Origin of the sequence: Streptomyces sp. CY-1 (assembly GCF_047218265.1) — a bacterium.
Classification (GTDB): domain Bacteria; phylum Actinomycetota; class Actinomycetes; order Streptomycetales; family Streptomycetaceae; genus Streptomyces; species Streptomyces niphimycinicus.
In genome coordinates this window covers 5,358,101-5,377,893 of the sequence record NZ_CP178393.1, presented here as the reverse complement: position 1 = coordinate 5,377,893, position 19,793 = coordinate 5,358,101, and the positions used below count along the sequence as shown (strand labels likewise).

At 71.6% G+C, this 19,793-nt stretch carries 19 protein-coding genes; 13 read left to right on the top strand and 6 right to left on the bottom strand.

Annotated features, from left to right (window positions below):
- Nucleotides 1–77: 77 nt before the first annotated feature.
- The 8 genes from ACK1X7_RS22950 (at nt 78) to ACK1X7_RS22915 (ending at nt 6,917) form a co-directional block, all read left to right on the top strand.
- The gene (locus ACK1X7_RS22950) at nt 78–1,100 is read left to right on the top strand and encodes a DNA-directed RNA polymerase subunit alpha (RefSeq protein WP_009715858.1); all 1,023 of its coding nucleotides are present in this window, start codon (nt 78–80) and stop codon (nt 1,098–1,100) included.
- Between the two features lie 175 nt (nt 1,101–1,275).
- Nucleotides 1,276–1,806: a 50S ribosomal protein L17 gene (gene rplQ, locus ACK1X7_RS22945; RefSeq protein ID WP_237513293.1), complete on the top strand. Its 531-nt coding sequence runs from the start codon at nt 1,276–1,278 to the stop codon at nt 1,804–1,806.
- 86 nt (nt 1,807–1,892) lie between these two features.
- A complete protein-coding gene (gene truA / locus ACK1X7_RS22940; RefSeq protein WP_390794431.1) occupies nt 1,893–2,759 on the top strand; it encodes a tRNA pseudouridine(38-40) synthase TruA in 867 nt (288 codons plus the stop codon).
- A 173-nt stretch (nt 2,760–2,932) separates the two neighbouring features.
- On the top strand, nt 2,933–3,811 hold the full coding sequence (locus ACK1X7_RS22935; protein WP_413115588.1) for an STAS domain-containing protein: 879 nt from the start codon (nt 2,933–2,935) through the stop codon (nt 3,809–3,811).
- Nucleotides 3,808–4,218: an STAS domain-containing protein gene (locus ACK1X7_RS22930; RefSeq protein ID WP_385138336.1), complete on the top strand. Its 411-nt coding sequence runs from the start codon at nt 3,808–3,810 to the stop codon at nt 4,216–4,218. The genes ACK1X7_RS22935 and ACK1X7_RS22930 overlap by 4 nt, the downstream gene beginning before the upstream one ends.
- Nucleotides 4,202–4,681, top strand: coding sequence for an ATP-binding protein (locus ACK1X7_RS22925; RefSeq protein WP_385138334.1), 480 nt, complete (start codon nt 4,202–4,204; stop codon nt 4,679–4,681). The genes ACK1X7_RS22930 and ACK1X7_RS22925 overlap by 17 nt, the downstream gene beginning before the upstream one ends.
- Nucleotides 4,678–5,697 carry a SpoIIE family protein phosphatase gene (locus tag ACK1X7_RS22920; protein ID WP_390794432.1) on the top strand — a complete coding sequence of 340 codons (1,020 nt, stop codon included), beginning with the start codon at nt 4,678–4,680 and terminating at the stop codon, nt 5,695–5,697. The genes ACK1X7_RS22925 and ACK1X7_RS22920 overlap by 4 nt, the downstream gene beginning before the upstream one ends.
- Complete coding sequence (locus tag ACK1X7_RS22915) at nt 5,694–6,917, top strand: PP2C family protein-serine/threonine phosphatase (protein WP_385138331.1); 1,224 nt, start codon at nt 5,694–5,696, stop codon at nt 6,915–6,917. The genes ACK1X7_RS22920 and ACK1X7_RS22915 overlap by 4 nt, the downstream gene beginning before the upstream one ends.
- Here the strand turns inward: ACK1X7_RS22915 and ACK1X7_RS22910 are convergent.
- Entirely contained in the window at nt 6,911–7,456 is a 546-nt protein-coding gene (locus tag ACK1X7_RS22910; RefSeq protein WP_382954010.1) for a hypothetical protein, read from the bottom strand. The genes ACK1X7_RS22915 and ACK1X7_RS22910 overlap by 7 nt on opposite strands.
- A 98-nt stretch (nt 7,457–7,554) precedes the next feature.
- Nucleotides 7,555–9,642, bottom strand: coding sequence for a glycosyltransferase family 4 protein (locus tag ACK1X7_RS22905; protein WP_413115587.1), 2,088 nt, complete (start codon nt 9,640–9,642; stop codon nt 7,555–7,557).
- Nucleotides 9,643–9,936: 294 nt separating this feature from the next.
- Between ACK1X7_RS22905 and ACK1X7_RS22900 the strand changes: the two genes are divergently transcribed.
- A complete protein-coding gene (locus ACK1X7_RS22900; protein ID WP_398159761.1) occupies nt 9,937–10,704 on the top strand; it encodes a hypothetical protein in 768 nt (255 codons plus the stop codon).
- 54 nt (nt 10,705–10,758) lie between these two features.
- Here the strand turns inward: ACK1X7_RS22900 and ACK1X7_RS22895 are convergent, their stop codons facing one another.
- Nucleotides 10,759–11,619 (bottom strand): hypothetical protein, encoded by an 861-nt coding sequence (locus ACK1X7_RS22895; RefSeq protein ID WP_398159760.1) that lies wholly within the window; start codon nt 11,617–11,619, stop codon nt 10,759–10,761.
- Nucleotides 11,620–12,185: 566 nt separating this feature from the next.
- Here ACK1X7_RS22895 and rplM point away from each other — a divergent pair.
- The 3 genes from rplM (at nt 12,186) to glmM (ending at nt 14,673) form a co-directional block, all read left to right on the top strand.
- Entirely contained in the window at nt 12,186–12,629 is a 444-nt protein-coding gene (rplM, locus tag ACK1X7_RS22890) for a 50S ribosomal protein L13 (RefSeq protein ID WP_361496788.1), read from the top strand.
- 41 nt (nt 12,630–12,670) lie between these two features.
- Entirely contained in the window at nt 12,671–13,174 is a 504-nt protein-coding gene (gene rpsI / locus ACK1X7_RS22885) for a 30S ribosomal protein S9 (protein WP_059148950.1), read from the top strand.
- A 140-nt stretch (nt 13,175–13,314) separates the two neighbouring features.
- The gene (gene glmM / locus ACK1X7_RS22880) at nt 13,315–14,673 is read left to right on the top strand and encodes a phosphoglucosamine mutase (protein WP_385138323.1); all 1,359 of its coding nucleotides are present in this window, start codon (nt 13,315–13,317) and stop codon (nt 14,671–14,673) included.
- Between the two features lie 260 nt (nt 14,674–14,933).
- Here the strand turns inward: glmM and ACK1X7_RS22875 are convergent, their stop codons facing one another.
- The 3 genes from ACK1X7_RS22875 to ACK1X7_RS22865 all read right to left on the bottom strand — a co-directional run bounded on the left by ACK1X7_RS22875 (nt 14,934) and on the right by ACK1X7_RS22865 (nt 17,800).
- Nucleotides 14,934–15,854, bottom strand: coding sequence for a DUF389 domain-containing protein (locus ACK1X7_RS22875; RefSeq protein ID WP_385157563.1), 921 nt, complete (start codon nt 15,852–15,854; stop codon nt 14,934–14,936).
- 16 nt (nt 15,855–15,870) lie between these two features.
- Entirely contained in the window at nt 15,871–16,848 is a 978-nt protein-coding gene (gene coaA / locus ACK1X7_RS22870; protein ID WP_385157569.1) for a type I pantothenate kinase, read from the bottom strand.
- Between the two features lie 118 nt (nt 16,849–16,966).
- Nucleotides 16,967–17,800: a hypothetical protein gene (locus ACK1X7_RS22865; protein ID WP_413115586.1), complete on the bottom strand. Its 834-nt coding sequence runs from the start codon at nt 17,798–17,800 to the stop codon at nt 16,967–16,969.
- 130 nt (nt 17,801–17,930) lie between these two features.
- Here ACK1X7_RS22865 and glmS point away from each other — a divergent pair, with 130 nt between their 5' ends.
- Complete coding sequence (glmS, locus tag ACK1X7_RS22860) at nt 17,931–19,778, top strand: glutamine--fructose-6-phosphate transaminase (isomerizing) (protein ID WP_216342596.1); 1,848 nt, start codon at nt 17,931–17,933, stop codon at nt 19,776–19,778.
- Nucleotides 19,779–19,793 lie beyond the last annotated feature (15 nt).

The following is a 19,793-nucleotide window of genomic DNA, read 5'->3' as shown; positions in this document are numbered from 1 at the left end:
GCCGTTTGGCACGTACCGCCCGTACCATTGAAGGGTTCGGCGTCAAATAGCGGGCGCCGAAGACTGGAGGCAAACCCATGCTGATCGCTCAGCGTCCCTCGTTGACCGAAGAGGTCGTCGACGAGTTCCGCTCCCGGTTCGTGATCGAGCCGCTGGAGCCGGGCTTCGGCTACACCCTCGGAAACTCCCTGCGTCGTACGCTCCTCTCCTCGATCCCCGGTGCGGCTGTCACCAGCATCCGGATCGATGGGGTCCTGCACGAGTTCACCACCGTGCCGGGCGTCAAGGAGGACGTCACCGACCTGATCCTCAACATCAAGCAGCTCGTCGTCTCCTCGGAGCACGACGAGCCGGTCGTGATGTACCTGCGCAAGCAGGGCCCGGGTCTGGTCACCGCCGCCGACATCGCCCCGCCGGCCGGTGTCGAGGTGCACAACCCCGACCTGGTCCTGGCCACGCTGAACGGCAAGGGCAAGCTGGAGATGGAGCTGACCGTCGAGCGCGGTCGCGGCTATGTCTCCGCCGTGCAGAACAAGCAGGTCGGCCAGGAGATCGGCCGGATCCCGGTCGACTCCATCTACTCGCCGGTGCTCAAGGTCACCTACAAGGTCGAGGCGACCCGTGTCGAGCAGCGCACCGACTTCGACAAGCTGATCGTCGACGTCGAGACCAAGCAGGCCATGCGGCCGCGGGACGCCATGGCGTCGGCCGGTAAGACCCTGGTCGAGCTGTTCGGTCTGGCCCGCGAGCTGAACGTGGACGCCGAGGGCATCGACATGGGCCCGTCCCCGACGGACGCCGCCCTGGCCGCCGATCTGGCGCTGCCGATCGAGGAGCTCGAGCTCACCGTCCGCTCGTACAACTGCCTCAAGCGCGAGGGCATCCACTCCGTGGGTGAGCTCGTGGCGCGGTCCGAGGCGGACCTGCTCGACATCCGGAACTTCGGCGCCAAGTCGATCGACGAGGTCAAGGCGAAGCTGGCCGGTATGGGCCTGGCGCTCAAGGACAGCCCGCCCGGATTCGACCCGACCGCCGCCGCTGACGCCTTCGGTGCCGATGACGACGCGGACGCCGGTTTCGTCGAGACCGAGCAGTACTGATCGCTGCCCCGCCGCTGGGGCTGAGGCGCTGTCCTCAATCGCCGGACGGGCTCGATTTCGCCGAGCTTGATCGAGTCCGTGCGGCGGGCGACGAGAATTTCCGGCGGGCGGCCGCTCGCCGGTAACTGACACCGGTACCTCATACGGCCGGTGCAGACACCTAGGAGATACACCAATGCCGAAGCCCACCAAGGGCGCCCGTCTGGGCGGCAGCGCTGCGCACGAGCGGCTCCTGCTGGCGAACCTCGCCACCGCGCTGTTCGAGCACGGCCGGATCACCACCACCGAGGCGAAGGCCCGCCGCCTGCGCCCGGTCGCGGAGAAGCTGGTCACCAAGGCGAAGAAGGGCGACCTTCACAACCGCCGTCTGGTGCTCCAGACCATCCGCGACAAGAGCGTCGTGCACACCCTCTTCACCGAGATCGGCCCGCGCTACGAGAACCGGCCGGGTGGCTACACCCGCATCACCAAGATCGGCAACCGTCGTGGCGACAACGCCCCGATGGCGGTCATCGAGCTGGTCGAGGCGCTGACCGTGCAGCAGGAGGCGGTCGGCGAGGCCGAGGCCGCCACCAAGCGCACCGCCAAGGACGCCGCCGGTGACACGGCCGCCGCGAACCTCAAGAAGGACGAGGCCACCGAGGCCCCGGCCGCCGAGGCCGAGGCGACCGAGGCTCCGGCCACGGAGGAGTCGAAGGACGCCTGAGGCGTCGCTACGGCTTTCGTTGTCACGGACGGGCCCGCCCCCAGAACCTGGGAGCGGGCCCGTTCCGCATGGAGAGGAACGGCCCAGTGAGTGACGAGGCGGCGCCCGGTTCCGTACGGGTCCGGCTGGATCTGAGTTACGACGGCAAGGACTTCTCGGGCTGGGCCAAACAGCGCGAGCGGCGCACCGTGCAGGGCGAGCTGGAGAGCGCGCTGCGGACGGTGACGCGCTCCTCGGAGACCTTCGAGCTGACCGTAGCGGGCCGCACGGACGCCGGGGTCCATGCCCGCGGTCAGGTGGCGCATGTGGATCTGCCCGAGGCGCTGTGGGCCGAGCACCGCGAGCGGCTGCTGCGGCGGCTCGCCGGCCGGCTGCCCCATGACGTACGGGTCTGGAAGGTCGAGCAGGCCCCGCCCGGGTTCAACGCCCGCTTCTCGGCGATCTGGCGGCGCTACGCCTACCGGGTCACCGATCACCCCGGCGGGGTCGATCCGCTGCTGCGCGGCCATGTGCTGTGGCATGACTGGCCGTTGGACGTGGCCGCCATGAACGCGGCCGCCGAACGGCTCCTGGGCGAGCACGACTTCGCCGCGTACTGCAAGAAGCGCGACGGCGCCACCACCATCCGCACCCTCCAGCGGCTGGACTGGACGCGCGGCGCGGACGGGGTCATCACGGCGACGGTGCGGGCGGACGCCTTCTGCCACAACATGGTGCGCTCGCTGGTGGGCGCCCTGCTCTTCGTCGGCGACGGCCACCGTCCACCGGACTGGCCGGCCAAGGTGCTGTCCGCTGGGGTGCGCGACTCCGCCGTCCATGTCGTCCGCCCCCATGGCCTGACCCTGGAGGAGGTCGGCTATCCGGCCGATGACCAACTCGCCGCCCGTAACCGGGAGTCCCGCAACAAGCGCTCCCTGCCGGGCGCGACGGCGATCGGTTCCGGCTGCTGCTGAAAACGGCGGGTGTGGGCGGCCGATCATTGGGTACTCGCCACGCGCCTCGTATGCCGAGACTGCGCGGGAGAGTCAAGGCGGCGGGGCGATCGGCATGATGCGACTTCCGGGGCCTCCGGAAGATCGATAAAATTTGCCAACCGACAACGGTCGCCGACCGCGAAGGGATCCGCGTGAGTACCAGCGAGGCCGCTGTGCGAGAGCGCCTGACCAGGGCTCTTCAGGAGCGCGACGAGGAAATCGCCGATCGCTGGGTCGAGCTGCAAATGGAGCAGGCCCTGCTTGACACCGATATCGGCGAGGCCGAACTCCGCGAGGAGGCCGACGCCTTGATCGAGGCGCTGGTGCCCGGCCTCCAGAGCGGGGTGCCGGTGGACCGGGTGGTGACCTCCACCCCGGGGCTGCACGAGGCCGTGGTGGGGCTGTCCATGCGCCGGGCGCGGGCGGGGGTCACTCCGACGGTGACCTCGCTCGCGGTGCTCGCGCTCAAGGAGGCGCTGCTCAAGGCGGTGCAGCGGGACACCCGGGACGCCGAGGAGCTGTTCGCCTCGGCCGTCTTCATGAACCGGCTGCTGGATGTGGCCGGGGCGCTGTCCTTCGAGACGTATGTGGAGGGCCGGGAGGAGATCATCCGTCGGCAGAGCCAGCAGTTGATGGAGCAGTCGACGCCGGTGGTGCGGCTGTGGCGGCAGGTGCTGGCGGTCCCGCTGATCGGCACGCTGGACACCGCCCGGACCCAGGTGGTGATGGAGAATCTGCTCCAGGCCATCCAGGACCATGAGGCGCTGGTCGCGATCATCGACATCACGGGTGTGCCGACGGTGGACACCGCCGTCGCCCAGCATCTGATGCAGACGGTGAACGCGGTGCGGCTCATGGGCGCGGACTGTGTGATCAGCGGCGTCCGCCCCTCGATCGCCCAGACCATCGCCCAGCTCGGCATCGATCTGTCCACCATCCTCACGCGGGCGACGCTGGCCGACGCGCTGGCCGCCGCGATCAAGCTGATCGACGGGCCCGGTCCCGACGGTGACGAAGGAGACGGTCGGTGAACGACCTTCGCTCACCCGGCGTTCCCATTCTGCGACTGGGAGATGTCCTGGTCACAGGGCTGCTCAATGAGCTCGACGACCGGGCCGCCATCGCCTTCACCGAGGAGCTGACCGAGCGGATCTCGGCCGAGGGCGCCCGTGGGGTGCTCATCGACATCTCCCGGCTGGAGGTCATCGACTCCTTCGTGGCCCGGACGCTGATGGAGCTGACCACGGTGGCCCGGCTGCTGGGGGCCCGGGTGATCGTGGCCGGGATGCGACCGCCGGTGGCGATCACCCTGGTCGAGCTGGGGATCGAACTGGTCGGTGTGGAGACCGCACTCAACCCGGAGCAGGGGCTGGCCGCGCTGGGGTGGCGGCAGGCGCCGCAGCCCCTGGAAGGGGCCCGACGTGGCACTTCCCGGTGAATCCACCCTCGCCGCCCACGGACCCAAGCGGCCCGCGCGGGCGGAGGGCCGGCGCCCGCCCGCGCCGGCCGCGTATCCGGTGCGCACGGAGGAGGACCTGCTGACGGTCCGCCATGCGGTGCGCGCGGCCACCGTCGCGGTGGGCTTCGGCCTGGTGGACCAGACCCGTGTGGTCACGGCCGCCAGCGAGCTGGCCCGTAACGCCTATGTGCACGGGGGCGGCGGCACCGTCACCCTCGACTATCCGCGCGAGCCCTCCGGACGGCGGGGGCTGCGGCTGACCGTCACGGACGAGGGGCCGGGCATCGCGGACCTCGAGGCGGCGCTCACCGACGGCTTCACCACCGGCGCGGGCCTGGGTCATGGGCTGGGCGGCGCCCGGCGGCTGATGGACGAGTTCACCGTGCGTACCGGCCCGGGCGAGGGCACCGTCGTGGTCGTCACCCGCTGGGCGGTCCGGTGAGCCGTGCGTTCACGGTGCCCACCGCCCAGGTGCGCGTCGACCATCACAGCGCCGTGCATCTGGCCGCGGAGACGGCGCGTGGGGTGGCCCGGGAGTGCGAGCTGCCGGGGGCGCTGCCCGATCAGGCGGCGGTGATCGCCTCGGAGCTGGCGACCAACCTGGACAAGCACGCCAGCGACGGCACGCTCTACGTCCAGCCGCTGCCGCTGGGCCACGGGGTGGAGATCCTCGCCGCCGACCGCGGCCCCGGTATGCACGACCCCGAGCGCTGTCTGGCCGACGGCTACACCACCTCCGGCACGCTGGGGGTCGGGCTCGGCGCCGTCAAAAGGATGGCGACCCACTTCACCATGCGCAGCGCCGACGGCACCGACGCGGGCACCTGGGCCTGCGCCCGGCTGACCGCGCCGGGCGAGCAGCGGCCGGAGTGGCAGGGGGTGGGCGCGATCTGTCTGCCCGCCGAGGGGGAGGAGGGCTGTGGCGACGCCCGCGGGATCGTCGACACGGACGCCGCCCGCACCGTGGTCGTGCTCGACGGCCTCGGCCACGGCCGGGCCGCCGAGGAGGCGGCCCAGGCGGCGCTGCGGACCTTCCACGCCGACCCCGACCGGCCGCTGCCGGACGTGCTCACCCGGATGAACCGGGCCCTGCGGCACACCCGCGGGGCCGCCGCGGGGCTGCTGCGGCTGCATCACGATCGCGCCGACTACTGCGGCATCGGCAATATCCGCGCCCTCGCCCTGACCCCGGGCGGGGTGCGGCACCGGCTGACCGGACAGCCCGGGATCGTCGGCTGGGGCATGCCCACCCCGCGCGTCCATGGCTTCCCGCTGCCCCAGGGCGCCACGGCGGTGCTGCACAGCGACGGTATAGACGCCCGCTGGGCGCTGGACCCGCCCCCTTCCGTGCTCCGTCTTCCGCCGTCCCTGCTGTCCGCCGCACTCGCCCATGGCCATCGCCGATTCCGCGACGACGCCACGGTGCTCGCGGCCAGGTCACCCTTAAGGCTTCCATGACGACGAGGAACCTCACCTGCGCCACGACGGCCGGGCTCAGCCGGGCCGTTCGGGCGCTGGCCCGGGAGCACGCGCTGGACCCGGAGGTCCGGGGGCGCCTTGTGCTGTCCGCCGCCGAGGCCGCCGGGGCGGCGCTGCGCGCCGGGCGGGAAGCCGGCCTTGAGTGGGCGTACGACCCGGACGAGGGGCTGCTCACCGTGGTGCTGCGGACGCCGGGCGACAGGGGCCCGGCGGTGGCGGAGCTGCCGATGGCCCCCGACGTGGCGACCGAGGACGAGGTGGTCTGGCGCCTCCCGGCGGGCCCGCCGGTGGACGCCGCCGAGGAGCCCCCCGGCGCGGACGCCCCCGGCGAGGAGGCCCTGGCCGCCGAGGAGTTGCGCGCCGTTGTGGCCGCCGCCGACGCGCTCACCGCCGAGCACCGCCGCCTCAAGGACGAACTCGAGGAGACCAACAGCGGGGTGCTCGCGCTCTACGTCCAGCTCGACGAGCGGGACAAGCAGTTGCGCACCGCGCACGGCCAGACCCTGCGGGAGCTGGAGGACGCGCTGCGCCCGCCGCTCATCGAGGCCGACGGTCTCGAACTCGCCGTGCACTACGAACCGGCCGGCACCGACGCGCCGACCGGCGGGGATCTGTACGACTGGTTCGTGCTGCCCGACGGCACTGTCCACATCACCATCGTGGACGCCCTGGGCCATGGGGTGACCAGTACGCGCAGCGCGCTCAACGTCACCCACGCGGTGCGCACCCTGGCCCTGGAGGGTCACCGCCTCCAGTCGATCGTGGCCCGCACCGACGAGATCCTGCACCCCTTCGACCGGGCCGTGATGGCCACCGTGCTGCTCGCCCGGATCCATCCGGCCACCGGTGAGCTGTGGCTGGCCAACGGGAGCCATCCGCCCGCGCTGCTGCTGCGCCGCGACGGAACGGCCCGCTATCTGGAGGCCCGGGGGCGCGGGATCGGCTTTCCGCTGCCCGGGAGCGAGACCCCGCTGACCGAGCGGCTGGCCCCCGGGGACCTCCTCCTGCTCTACACCGACGGGCTCACCGAGAGCCGCCGGGACCCGATCGAGGGCGAGAGTCGTCTGATCGAGGCCGCGCACAAGCATCTCCAGAGCCCGATCGAGGAGGTCCCCGGCGCCATCGCGGAGGATATGCACACGGTGATCCTGCATCCGGATGACACCCTCGCGCTGGCGGTGCGGCTCACCGGTCAGTGATCGGCGGCCGGGCCGAGGCGCTGCCGCGGGATGCGGCCCTGCTGAAGATCCCGCTGACGGGGGACCGGGGGCGGGAGCGGGCGCTCGTCGTGCGGCTGTGCGCGCACGAGTTGCTCGAACAGGGGCCGCGCCGCGACCAGCGCCTCCCGCATCCGCTCGGTGGCGGCTTCGGCGGTCTGGGCGGCCTCGCCATCGTGCACCTGTGCCGCCATGGCGTGCAGCCGGCGGTAGCCGTCGATCTCCCCGGGGTGGCGGATGGACAGCGCGTCCATCCGCTTGTCGTCGGACTCGGCCGGATAGCCGCGGTCGACGGCCAAGGCGCCCAGCAGCCGGTCGGCTTCGCGCAGCGCCCAGCCGGGAGAGTCCACGAATCGCTCCTGCACTCCCGCCCACCGCGCCGCGTACTGCTCCCTGGCTTCCGAGGGCAGGCTTCGGACCGGTAGTTCGCCCTTGCGGCCCTGCCGGACCGAGGGGGCGATCACAAGGCCGGCCATGGCGGCCAGGGCCGCCACCAGGATGATGAGCGTGACAGTTGACATCGCTGTGCCTTCCGCAGAGTGTTCCTCGCTCGAGGCTGGTATCACCGAGTGTTACCGGTGATCTCCGCGGCAAACACCGCACCTATGACGCACGTCGCTCAATTGTCTGTGATGGGGGAGATGATGGCGAGGTCGCCGGTGCGGGTGAGGTGGGGTCGGACACCGTGGGTGACCGGGAAGAGGTCCGTTTTGTCGCGGTCCACGATGTCGCCCACGATGCGCCCGATCGGGATCGGGGTCTCGGATTCCGCGGACTTATGGAGCGTCAGGGTCCAGGCGGCGGCGCCCTCGTCGTCCGTACGGGCCTGCCGGATCCGCTCGTACGGGACGGTGAAGCGGAACCGGCCGCCGTCCACCGCCGTGGCGCCGGTGAGGAACGGGCGGGCCGGGCCGCGGGACGGAGTGGCCACCGCGGTCGGGGCGGCGCCGGGTCCGAAGCGCGCCCCGTACAGGGTGCCTTCGACGGCGAGCCCCTCGGCGTCCATGCGGATCACCCGGGCCTCGGCATGGACCGGCCGCCGCCAGGCGCGCAGCGCGAGAAAGCCGTCGACGGTGGCGTAGGGGATCCACCAGGCGACGGGCGAGCCGGGCAGCGGCTCCAGGTCCAACAGCCCGCGCCCCTCGGCGAAGCGGCAGCCGACCCGGCGGCGGACGCCGTCGGAGCGGCGGACCACATGCAGATCCCAGCGGCCCTCGGCGAGATCGAGCGTCGCGCGGTCGAGCGTGGCCGTCCAGGGCGCGGCCGGCGCGATGCCCGCCGGGGGCAGAAGCGGAACGCGGAGGGGAGGCTCGTCGCTCTTCCGGCGGGTGACGGTCAGTTCGAGCTCGCCGCCACGCACCTGGGCGGGCTCCACCAGCACCGACAGATTGCCCTCGGGGGTGACCCGGCAGGACGCGATGGGCCGCAGCGGCCTGCGGACGAGCTGCTTGACCGCGCCCTTGAGGGCGACGGTCAGCGGCGTCCCGGCCGCCCGGCCGCGCAGGGGCGCAACCGTACGGCGCCGCCCGGTGGGAATCGTGGTGCCGCGGGCGGTGTGGAGCTCCTCGATGAGCCGCTCGTAGGAGGCCGCCACGCGCTCCGGGGCGTACCGCCGCGCCGAGATACGGGCCGCCTCGCCCATCGTGCGGCGTAGTTCGCCGTCCTCGATCAGGGTCAGCAGCCCCTTGGCGATCCCGTCGGCGTCGCCGGGCGGCACCAGCAGCCCGTCCCGGCCGTCGGTGATGATCTCGCCCGGCCCGTGCGGGCAGTCGGTGGCGACCACGGGCACCCCGCAGTGCATCGCCTCGACGATCGTCATGCCGAAGGACTCCTCGCGGGAGGTGACGGCGGCGATCGCGCCCTTGGCCCACTCGGTCTCGATGGGGGAGTGGGCGCCCATCAGGGTGATGTGACCGGCCAGCCCGAGCTTGTCGATCTGGCGGCGCAGCGCGGGGAGTTGGGGGCCGCGGCCGTAGATCCGCAACCGCCAGTCGGGGTGTTTGGCGGCGACCGTCTCCCAGGCGGCCACCAGCAGGTCGTAGCGCTTGACCGGGATCAGCCGGCCCGCGGCCACGACCAGTTTGGCGCGGCCGTCGGAGGGCTCGATCCCGGTGGCGGGCACCCCGTTGGGCAGCGCGGTCAGCCGGGTGGTGACATCGGGGAGCTGGGCCCGGTGGGTGGCCGCGTCGGCCTCCGAGACCGAGGTGTACGCGTCGAGATGGGGGATGGCGGCGTCGCAGGCGGCGCGGATCTCGGCGCGGTGGGTGCCGTAGAGGCGGTGCTCCTGGCCGATCCGCAGAAAGCGGCCGGTGCGGCCGAGCGTGGCGAGGTAGATGACCAGGCCGGGGCGGGTGGCGATGACGACATCGGCGTCGGTGCGGTCGAGATGGCCGGCGACGCGCTCATCGGTGAGGGCGTTGAAGTTGGTGGTGCCCCTGGCCTCGGCGTCCGGGATATGGGCGCTGGGCCGCGACAGCAGCGGGTGGCCGAGGTCGCCCGCCCGGGCTCCGTCCTCGTGCGGGCGCAGGTCGATCAGGGGTTTGAGCCGTACGGCGGGGTGGAGGGGGAGGTTCGGGGCGTCGATGGTCCGGATCAGGGAGACGATCTCCACGGTGTGGTGGGCGGCGAGCGCCCCGGCCACATTGAAGGTCGACCGGATGGTGCCACCGATGCCATAGGCGTTGTGGAGCAGGAAAGAAATCTTCACGGTGATGTACGCCCGGCGCAGCCGATCCGCCGCGGCGTGCCCTCCCCTCCGAGTCCGTGCTTCGTTCTGGTTCCGAACCAGGCTGCATTGGGCCGATATGGGGCCGGTGTGATGCCGGTATGAAGCCAGTAAGGACCGATCGGTCCGTAAGACTGGTCTGGGCCCGGAAGGTTGCTTATGCGCATGGTGATATGGGATCAGCCACATTAGGGAAAGGGAGTACAACCCTCCCGGTGTTCTGGGAGTCTGCGGGGTGTCCGTGCGGTGGCCGTACGGGCCCGATATCGACCAGGGGTGGACAGAGAGATGAGCGAGTCCGGTACGAAGCGGACCATGGGCGCGGCCATCGCGGCGGTGGCGGCGCTGGGGCTGATGACCGGATGCGGCAGCGACTCCGGCGACGGCAAGTCCGACGGCGCCAAGCAGGACGACAAGCCCGCGAGCGCCGCCTCGGCCGCGAAGCCGCTGTCCGCGTCCGCCCTGGAGCGGGCCACCCTGGCGAGCGGTGAGCTCAAGGGGTTCGAAATCCAGAAGATGACCGACAAGGAGGTCAGCGAGGGCGGGTCGGCCAAGGCCGGGAAGGCCGAGTGCCAGCCGCTGGCCGCGCTGATGGGGTCCCAGTACGACCCGGCGCCCAAGGCCAGCGTCCACCGCGCCTACGCCACCGACCTCACCAAGGCGAAGATCGGCGGTGCCGGACTGATCCGGGTCTCCTCCTACGGGCCGGGCGACGCCGAGCGGACGGTCAAGGACCTGAGCGAGGCGGTGACCGCCTGCCAGGGCGGATTCCCGGCGAAGGACGGCTCCGGGGAGAAGTCGGACGTCAAGAAGGTGGCACAGCTCGAGGCGCCGAAGGCGGGGGACGAGGCGCTGGCCTTCAGCCTGCATGACGCGAGCGAGGCAAAGGCCGTCGTCAACTTCACGGTGGTGCGGTCCGGGCCGCAGCTCATGGTGTTCTTCGGGACGAACCTCGCGGACCCCACGAAGTCCGAGGTCCCGGCCGCGCTGGTGGACGCCCAGGTGGCGAAGGTGGAGAAGGCCACGCGGGGCGCCGCGTCGTAACGGACACCCGTCCCCCGGGCGGGCGCTGCCCGGGGGACGGACAGGACCGGTGGCTCAGTTGGCGGTGGTGGCGGCCGCCTCCGCCGACGCCTGGGCGCTGCCCCGGGCCAGGATGCGGCGGAAGGTGTAGTCGGCCACATCGCGCCCGGCCTGGAGGGCGGCGGTGTCCGACGCCGTGACCGCCTTGCCCGACGTATAGCCGGAGATCGTGAAGTAGGCGTACCGCCCGATCGCGTTCGCCGAACTCTGGCAGGCGGTCCGGCGGCAGAAGGCGGGCACGCCCCCGCCCGACAGCGAGGCGATATTGGGCTTGTACTGGTCCTTGGCCTTCTCGGCCGCCGCCTTGCCGTCGAAGACCGCGACGCCGACCGTCACCGCGACACCGTCCCGGGAGAAGGTGGCCCGCAGCAGCTTGCGGCAGCCGTTGTTCGCCAGCACCGAGCCGAGCGCCCCCTGGGTGCCCGCGGCGCAGCTCGTCGTGGAGGCGGACGCCGCCTTGCTGTACGAGCGGTCGTCCTTCGCGGCCCGCTTCTCCGGGAAGAGGGAGGCCGCGGACAGCGGCGCCCTGTCCCGCCGGGCGCTGGAGATGATGTCCAGCGGCTTGGGCGGCGCGGGCGGGGCGACATCGGAGAAGGTGGGCTCGGGCGCCGCCGACTCGCTGGGGAGGTCCTGGGGAGTGGGCAGCCCGCCGGCCGAGTCGCCGCCGCCCTTGTCCTTGTGGCCGCTGCTGACCACGGCGGTGGCCACGATCGCGGCGACGGCGGCGGTGGCCAGCGCCCCGCCGCCGATGAAGAGCAGCTTGCGGCGCCGGCCCGCGCGGGCGGACTGGTCGGCGAGCGCCGACCAGTCGGGTGTCGACGGCTGAGGCGGCTGAGATCCCCCGGGCCCGTAAGGCCCCCCTTGCCCAAAGCTCATGGCGCGCATCTTAGACCGGCCGGGTGACGCTTTGGACCCACCGGCGGGACGTCGGGCGCGGCCCGCGCCCGGTCCCGCACCCGGGCCCATCCGCGGCGCGCGGGCGTTTTGGCTCGCGGGAGTGTGGTCGCGCCTCCACCGCTCCCGCCGCCGTACTCGCTGGAGGGTGGGGGTGCCGTGATGTCGCGTTCGGCCAGGATGGCCCGTGGTGTCCCGGTGGGCAGGCGCCTCCCGGCGGCGGGCGGAGCCCCAGGTGAGGCGCGCGGGCTCGGCCGGCGCTCCAGGACGCGGTCGCCGGACCCATCCGCAAGCGCGGGGGCGTTTTGACCCGCGGTGGGGCGGGCCGGTATTCTGCCAGTTCGTTATGCGTATTGGCTTGCTCGTTCTCACGTGAGAGGCCGTTACGCCGGTCCACCGGGCCGATGACCAGCGGCAGGCACTCGGATGCGTCACCGATGTGCGGCCAAGGCTGTCGTGATCGTCCGGGTGGCCTTGTCCGGACCCGTCCCCTCGGTCCTAGCGGATCCGGGGAGACCCCACTCACTGAAGAAGCGAAGGCTACGACCGTGCGTACGTTCAGCCCCAAGCCCGGCGACGTCCAGCGACAGTGGCACGTCATCGACGCCACCGACGTTGTTCTCGGCCGTCTGGCCACTCAGGCCGCCACCCTCTTGCGGGGCAAGCACAAGCCGGTGTATGCGCCGCATGTCGACACTGGTGACTTCGTCATCATCATCAACGCCGACAAGGTGCACCTCTCCGGTAACAAGCGGACCCAGAAGATGGCGTACCGCCACTCCGGCTACCCGGGTGGTCTGCGCTCCGTCCGCTACGACGAGCTGCTGGAGAAGAACCCGGAGAAGGCCGTCGAGAAGGCCATCAAGGGCATGCTCCCCAAGAACACCCTGGGCCGTCAGATGCTCTCGAAGCTGAAGGTGTACTCGGGTGACCAGCACCCGCACGCCGCTCAGCAGCCGGTCCCGTTCGAGATCACCCAGGTCGCGCAGTAGTCCCGGCCACCCCTTACGACGAAGAGAATCTGAGGAGCATCGTGGCCGAGACCACCGCCGAGACCCCCCTCGATGTCGAGGAGTACACCACCGAGAGCGTTGAGACGGTCGAGTCGGAGTACACCTCCGAGTCGCTCGCTTCCCGCTTCGGTGACCCGCAGCCGGCCGCCGGCACCGGGCGTCGCAAGAACGCCGTGGCGCGCGTCCGCATCGTGCCGGGCAGCGGGCAGTGGAAGATCAACGGTCGTACTCTCGAGGAGTACTTCCCCAACAAGGTTCACCAGCAGGAAGTCAACGAGCCCTTCAAGGTGCTCGAGCTGGACGACCGCTACGACGTGATCGCCCGCATCGCGGGCGGCGGCGTGTCCGGCCAGGCCGGTGCGCTCCGTCTGGGCATCGCCCGCGCGCTGAACGAGGCGGACGTGGACAACAACCGCGCCCCCCTCAAGAAGGCCGGCTTCCTGACCCGTGACGACCGCGCCACCGAGCGTAAGAAGGCCGGTCTGAAGAAGGCCCGCAAGGCGCCTCAGTACAGCAAGCGCTGACGCCCATCGCGGCACCGCTGCTTCACCCGAACGCCCCGGCGGCACCACCAGTGCCCCCGGGGCGTTCGGCTATCGCCACCGGGGGGCGTATACCTACAAGCAAGCTTCTGCCCCCCAGCTCGTAACTTCGGAGGACACCAGTGGGACGACTCTTCGGTACGGATGGTGTGCGCGGCGTCGCGAACGCCGATCTGACGGCTGAGATGGCGCTCGGCCTGTCGGTAGCGGCGGCGCATGTGCTCGCCGAGGCGGGAACCTTCGAGGGCCATCGGCCGGTGGCGGTGGTCGGGCGGGATCCGCGAGCGTCCGGGGAGTTCCTGGAGGCGGCCGTGGTGGCGGGGCTGGCCAGCGCCGGAGTGGACGTCCTGCGGGTCGGCGTGCTGCCCACGCCGGCCGTCGCGCATCTGACCGGGGCGCTGGACGCCGACCTCGGCGTGATGCTCTCCGCGAGCCACAACCCGATGCCCGACAACGGGATCAAGTTCTTCGCCCGCGGCGGCCACAAGCTGGCCGACGAGCTGGAAGACCGTATCGAGACCACCTACCGCTCGCATGCCTCCGGCGAGCCGTGGGACCGGCCGACGGGCGCCGGGGTGGGCCGGCTCCGGCCCTACGAGGAGGGCTTCGACGCCTACGTGGCCCATCTGGTGGGCGCCCTCCCCAACCGGCTCGACGGCCTCAAGGTCGTCATCGACGGCGCGCACGGCGCCGCCGCCCGGGTCTCCCCGGAGGCGTTCGCCCGCGCCGGGGCCGAGGTCGTCACGATCGGCACCGACCCGGACGGCCTCAACATCAACGACGGCTACGGCTCCACCCACCTCGCCCGGCTCCAGGCCGCCGTCGTGGAGCACCGCGCCGACCTCGGCATCGCCCACGACGGGGACGCCGACCGCTGCCTCGCGGTGGACGCGAGCGGCCGCGAGGTCGACGGCGACCAGATCCTCGCCGTCCTCGCCCTGGCCATGCGCGAGGCGGGCGAGCTGCGGGGGGACGCGGTGGTCGGCACCGTGATGTCCAACCTCGGCTTCAAGCTCGCCATGAAGCGCGAGGGCGTCGACCTGGTCCAGACGGCGGTCGGGGACCGCTATGTCCTGGAGGAGATGAAGACCCGCGGCTACGCGCTCGGCGGCGAGCAGTCCGGCCATGTGATCGTCCTCGACCACGCCACGACCGGTGACGGCACCCTCACCGGACTCCTGCTGGCGGCCCGCGTCGCCGCGACCGGCCGTACCCTGGCCGACCTCGCCGCCGTCATGGAGCGACTGCCCCAGGTGCTGGTCAACGTCCCCGACGTGGACAAGTCCCGCGTCGCCTCCAGCGCCGACCTGGCCGCGGCCGTCGCCGAGGCCGAGCGCGAGCTGGGCGAGACCGGCCGCGTCCTCCTCCGCCCCTCGGGCACGGAGCCGCTGGTGCGGGTCATGGTCGAGGCCGCCGACATCGAACAGGCCCGCTCGGTCGCGGGGCGCCTGGCGGACGCGGTGAAGTCGGCCCTGGGCTGATCGCTTCGCGGGAAGCGGCGCAAGGTGCGGTCGTTCCGCGGCCGCGTCGTGGCTGGTCGCCCACGCGGCGGAGCCGCACATCGACACAGCCGCGGCGGAGCCGCACAACGGCACAGCCCCGCGCCCCTTCGGGGCGCAACCGAACCGCACCGGACTTCTCGCGCCTGAGGGGCTGGAAAATCCAGCCCCTCAGGGGGCACATCCAAGCGGTAGCTGGGGCAGCTTGAGGAGCGGGGTCCGGGGCGGAGCCCCGGTGGGAGCTACCCCCGCCGTCCCCACAAAGCCTTCTGCACTCCCAACGTCAGCGTCCCCGCCACCACGATCCCCACCAAATTCAGCAGCAGCTGCTCCGTAGAGCCCCACATCTGGTCGATCTCCCCGTACCCCAGCGCCACCGCCGCATTGGCCGCCGCCGGCACCGTCGTCACCGAGATCGCCACCCCCACCAGCGCCCCGGACTTCGCCGACGTCAGCGAAAGCGTTCCCGCGATCCCCGCGAGCACGGCGACCACGAACGAGAACATGTCCGGCTTCCAGATGAAGTCCGTGTTCGGCCGGGCGCGCTCCAGCATGTCCCTGCCGAAGAGCCCCACGGCGTCCATCGCGATGCTGAAGCCGGTGGTCAGCGCCATCGCCGCGGCGAACCCGACCAGCAGCGCGATCGCCGATCGCGCGGCCAGCCGCGGCGCGCGCCGCACCAGCGCGGTGCACAGCCCCGCCAGCGGCCCGAACTCCGGCCCCACCGCCATCGCGCCGACGATCAGGATCGCGTTGTCCAGCACCACACCGCACGCCGCGATCATCGTCGCGATGACGAGGAAGGCGAGATAGGTGACCGAGAGCGTGGACTCCTCATGGGTGGCCTCCGCCAGGTGCTCCCACAGGACCGCGTCCGCCCCCTCGCCGGGCGCCTCCTCCTCCGCCTTGTCGGCGCGCTGGGACAGCGAGAGGTCGATGTTCTCCACCGCGATCGACCCGGTCTCGTCAAGACCCAGCTCGCGCAGCTCGCCCAGCAGCCCGTCCCCGGCCTCGCGTGCCACGTCGCACATGACGACGTCCCCCGCGGGGTCGCGGGCGGCGCCCGGCAGCACCACCAGATGGGCGGTGCCGACCGTCCGCTCGACGGCGCCTACCACCGCCTCGGTGCGCTCGGCGGGGACGATCAACCGCAAGTGCAGCATGGCGTACGTACGCTCCTCACAGCTTGCGCAGGGACAGCCGCTGGACCTTGTGGTCCGGCCCCTTGCGCAGCACCAGCGTCGCCCGGCCCCGCGTGGGCTGGACGTTCTGCTTCAGATTGGGCTTGTTGATGGTCCGCCAGATCATCCGGCCGTAGTCCAGCGCCTCCTCCTCGGAGACCTGGGTGTACTTGCGGAAGTACGAGGAGGGGTCCTGGAAGGCCGTCTCCCGCAGCTTCCTGAAGCGGCCCAGATACCAGCGCTCGATGTCCTCGGTCCGGGCGTCCACGTACACGCTGAAGTCGAAGAAGTCGGCGAGCCCCACCCGGGTCAGCCCGTCGTTCCCCGGCAGCGCGGGCTGGAGCACATTGAGCCCCTCGACGATCAGGATGTCGGGGCGGTGCACGGTCAGCCGCTCGTCCGGCACGATGTCGTAGATCAGGTGCGAGTAGACCGGCGCGGACACCTCCGCCCGGCCCGCCTTCACATCGGCGACGAAGCGGGTCAGCGCCCTGCGGTCATAGCTCTCGGGGAACCCTTTGCGGGACATCAGCCCGCGGCGCCGCAGCTCGGCGTTGGGATACAGAAAGCCGTCGGTGGTGACCAGCTCCACCCGCGGATGCTCGGGCCAGCGGGCCAGCAGCGCCTGGAGCAGCCGGGCGGTGGTCGACTTGCCGACCGCGACACTGCCCGCCACGCCGATGACGAAGGGCGTACCGGGCTGGGCGCCGTTGCCCCGCTTGGTGTCGCCGAGGAAGGTGTTGAGCGCGCCGCGCAGATTGCCGGTGGCGGCCACATAGAGGTTGAGCAGCCGGGACAGCGGCAGATAGACGTCCCGCACCTCTTCGAGGTCGATGACGTCGCCCAGCCCCCGCAGCTTCTCCACCTCCTCGGCGGTCAGCGGCAGCGGGGTCTTGTCCCGCAGCGCGCTCCACTCGGCGCGGGACAGATCCACATACGGGGTTGCCTCGCCGCTCCGCCGCTGCGGGCCGCGCACGGTGCGCGCCGCGCGCGCGCTTGACGTGATCACCCCCTCATTGTCATGGCAGGGACCGGCCGAGTGAGCGGTGCGCGGGCGTGGGGTCGGTCACCCCGGCCCGGGGCCGGAGGAAACGTCACCCGGGGAGCACGCCCGAGACGGCGTCGGTCGGGATGGTCCTGGACGGGTCCGGGACCGTCACCTTCACGGGCTTCCCGAAGTCGGTCAGGTCCATGGTGGCGGTGACGGTTTGCGTGTTCAGCGCGGCGGACAGCTCGATCCGGGCCGGCCGTCCCTCCGCGTCCACCCAGACCCGCGCGGACGAGGGCAGCCCGCCGCCCATCGCCTTCCGGACCGCGTCGAGCCGCCCGCGGTGCTCGTCCACCAGGCCGAGGGTGAGCGTCCGGTAGTCGAGCGTGCCGCGATAGAGGTGCACCGGACGGCCGTCGATCGTGGTCGTGCCCCGGTCCGACACGTCGCGGATGGCCGACGCCTGGCGCAGGACGAGCTCGGGGTCGTTCAGCGGGGCCCGCAGCAGGGAGTGGGCCCTGGCCTTGGCACGGTCGATGACGGCCCAGTGGCCCTTGGGCACGGTGCGGGTGAGATAGACCTTGCCACCGTTGAAGACCTCGTCCATGTGGTCGACTGCGCCGTCCGGGAAGTCGACCGACAGTTTGCCCCGGTCGGCGGCCAGGTCGAACGGGCCCGCGATGGAGAGGGTGAATTCCTTGCCCTCGCCACGGGTCACCACGGTCTCGTCGATCCGCGCGCTGGTGGCGCGGGCCTTCGCCACGGCGCTGCGGATGATGTCGATGGGTCTGCCGTCCGCGCTTTTCGTGGCGGACGCTTTCGCTCCGGCCTTCGCGCCTGGTTTCTCGGCGACGCGGGCCTTCTCGTTCGAAGCCGATGAACAGCCGGTGCCGAGCGCTAAGAGCAGTACGGCGACGGACGGCATGGTGATATGGCGCACGATCCCCCCCAGGGAAGTGAAAAGTAAAAGGGCGGCCCCCCAGCCGCTCGTGCGCATTATGCACGGCATGCGAGGGGCCTGGGCGTGGCCGGTTGTCGGTCTGCCACCCCGGGGGTCGTACGCTGCGTCCATGTGCGGAATCGTTGGTTATGTGGGAGGGCAGTCGGCCCTCGATGTCGTCCTCGCCGGGCTCAAGCGGCTGGAGTACCGCGGCTATGACTCGGCGGGTGTCGCCGTGCTGGCCGATGGCGGACTGGCGGCCGCCAAGAAGGCGGGCAAGCTGGCCAACCTGGAGAAGGAGCTGGCCGACCGCCCGCTGCCCACCGGCAGTACCGGCATCGGCCACACCCGGTGGGCCACCCACGGCGGCCCCACCGACGCCAACGCCCATCCGCACCTGGACAACGCGGGCCGGGTCTCGGTCGTCCACAACGGCATCATCGAGAACTTCGCCGCGCTCCGCGCCGAGCTGGCCGAGCGCGGCCACGATCTGGCCTCCGAGACCGACACCGAGGTCGTGGCGCATCTGCTCGCCGAGTCGTTCTCGTCCTGCGGCGACCTCGCCGAGGCGATGCGCCAGGTCTGCCGCCGCCTGGAGGGCGCCTTCACGCTGGTCGCGGTGCACGCGGACGCGCCCGATGTGGTGGTCGGGGCGCGCCGCAACTCGCCGCTGGTCGTCGGCGTCGGCGAGGACGAGGCGTTTCTCGCCTCCGATGTGGCCGCCTTCATCGCCCACACCCGCGAGGCCATCGAGCTGGGCCAGGACCAGGTCGTGGAGGCCCGCCGGGAGGGTGTGGTCGTCACCGACTTCGAGGGGGCGCCGGCCGAGGTCCGCCCGTACCACGTGGACTGGGACGCCTCCGCCGCCGAGAAGGGCGGCTACGACTACTTCATGCTCAAGGAGATCGCCGAGCAGCCGAAGGCCGTCGCCGACACCCTGCTCGGCCGGATCGACCTGGCCGGGAACCTCTGCCTGGACGAGGTGCGCATCCCGGCTTCGGTGCTGCGCGAGGTCAGCAAGGTCGTGATCGTGGCGTGCGGCACCGCCTACCACGCCGGCATGATCGCCAAATACGCCATCGAGCACTGGACCCGGATCCCCTGCGAAACGGAGCTGGCCAGCGAGTTCCGCTACCGCGATCCGATCCTGGACCAGCGGACGCTGGTGATCGCCATCTCCCAGTCCGGCGAGACCATGGACACCCTGATGGCGCTGCGCCACGCGCGCGAGCAGGGCGCGAAGGTGCTGGCCATCTGCAATACGAACGGCTCCACGATTCCGCGCGAGTCGGACGCGGTGCTCTACACCCACGCCGGGCCCGAGGTCGCCGTCGCCTCCACCAAGGCGTTCCTCACCCAGCTCGTGGCCTGCTACCTGGTGGCCCTCTACCTGGGCCAGGTGCGCGGCACCAAGTGGGGCGACGAGATCCTCTCCGTGATCCGCGAGCTGTCGGAGATCGCGACCCAGGTGGAGGAGGTCCTGGAGACGATGGAGCCGGTACGGGAGCTGGCCCGCACCCTGGCCGACAAGAACACCGTGCTGTTCCTGGGGCGGCATGTCGGTTACCCGGTCGCCCTGGAGGGCGCGCTCAAGCTCAAGGAACTCGCGTATATGCACGCCGAGGGCTTCGCGGCGGGCGAGCTGAAGCACGGGCCGATCGCGCTGATCGAGCAGGACGTACCGGTCGTGGTGGTCGTGCCGTCGCCGCGTGGGCGGTCCGTGTTGCACGACAAGATCGTCTCCAACATCCAGGAGATCCGGGCGCGCGGCGCCCGCACGATCGTCATCGCCGAGCGCGGGGACGAGACGGTGGCCCCCTACGCCGACCACCTGATCGAGATCCCCGCCACGCCTACGCTGCTCCAGCCCCTGGTCGCGACCGTCCCGCTCCAGGTCTTCGCGTGCGAGCTGGCCACGGCGCGCGGCAACGAGGTCGACCAGCCCAGGAACTTGGCGAAGTCGGTGACCGTGGAGTGACCCGACGGATGACGG

Bases quoted from the DNA above. Each gene is read 5' to 3' on its own strand.
- ACK1X7_RS22915 (WP_385138331.1), top strand. From the start codon at position 5,694: ATGACGACGAGGAACCTCACCTGCGCCACGACGGCCGGGCTCAGCCGG.
- ACK1X7_RS22910 (WP_382954010.1), bottom strand. From the start codon at position 7,456: ATGTCAACTGTCACGCTCATCATCCTGGTGGCGGCCCTGGCCGCCATG.
- glmS (WP_216342596.1), top strand. From the start codon at position 17,931: ATGTGCGGAATCGTTGGTTATGTGGGAGGGCAGTCGGCCCTCGATGTC.
- ACK1X7_RS22895 (WP_398159760.1), bottom strand. From the start codon at position 11,619: ATGAGCTTTGGGCAAGGGGGGCCTTACGGGCCCGGGGGATCTCAGCCG.
- ACK1X7_RS22950 (WP_009715858.1), top strand. From the start codon at position 78: ATGCTGATCGCTCAGCGTCCCTCGTTGACCGAAGAGGTCGTCGACGAG.
- ACK1X7_RS22875 (WP_385157563.1), bottom strand. From the start codon at position 15,854: ATGCTGCACTTGCGGTTGATCGTCCCCGCCGAGCGCACCGAGGCGGTG.
- rplQ (WP_237513293.1), top strand. From the start codon at position 1,276: ATGCCGAAGCCCACCAAGGGCGCCCGTCTGGGCGGCAGCGCTGCGCAC.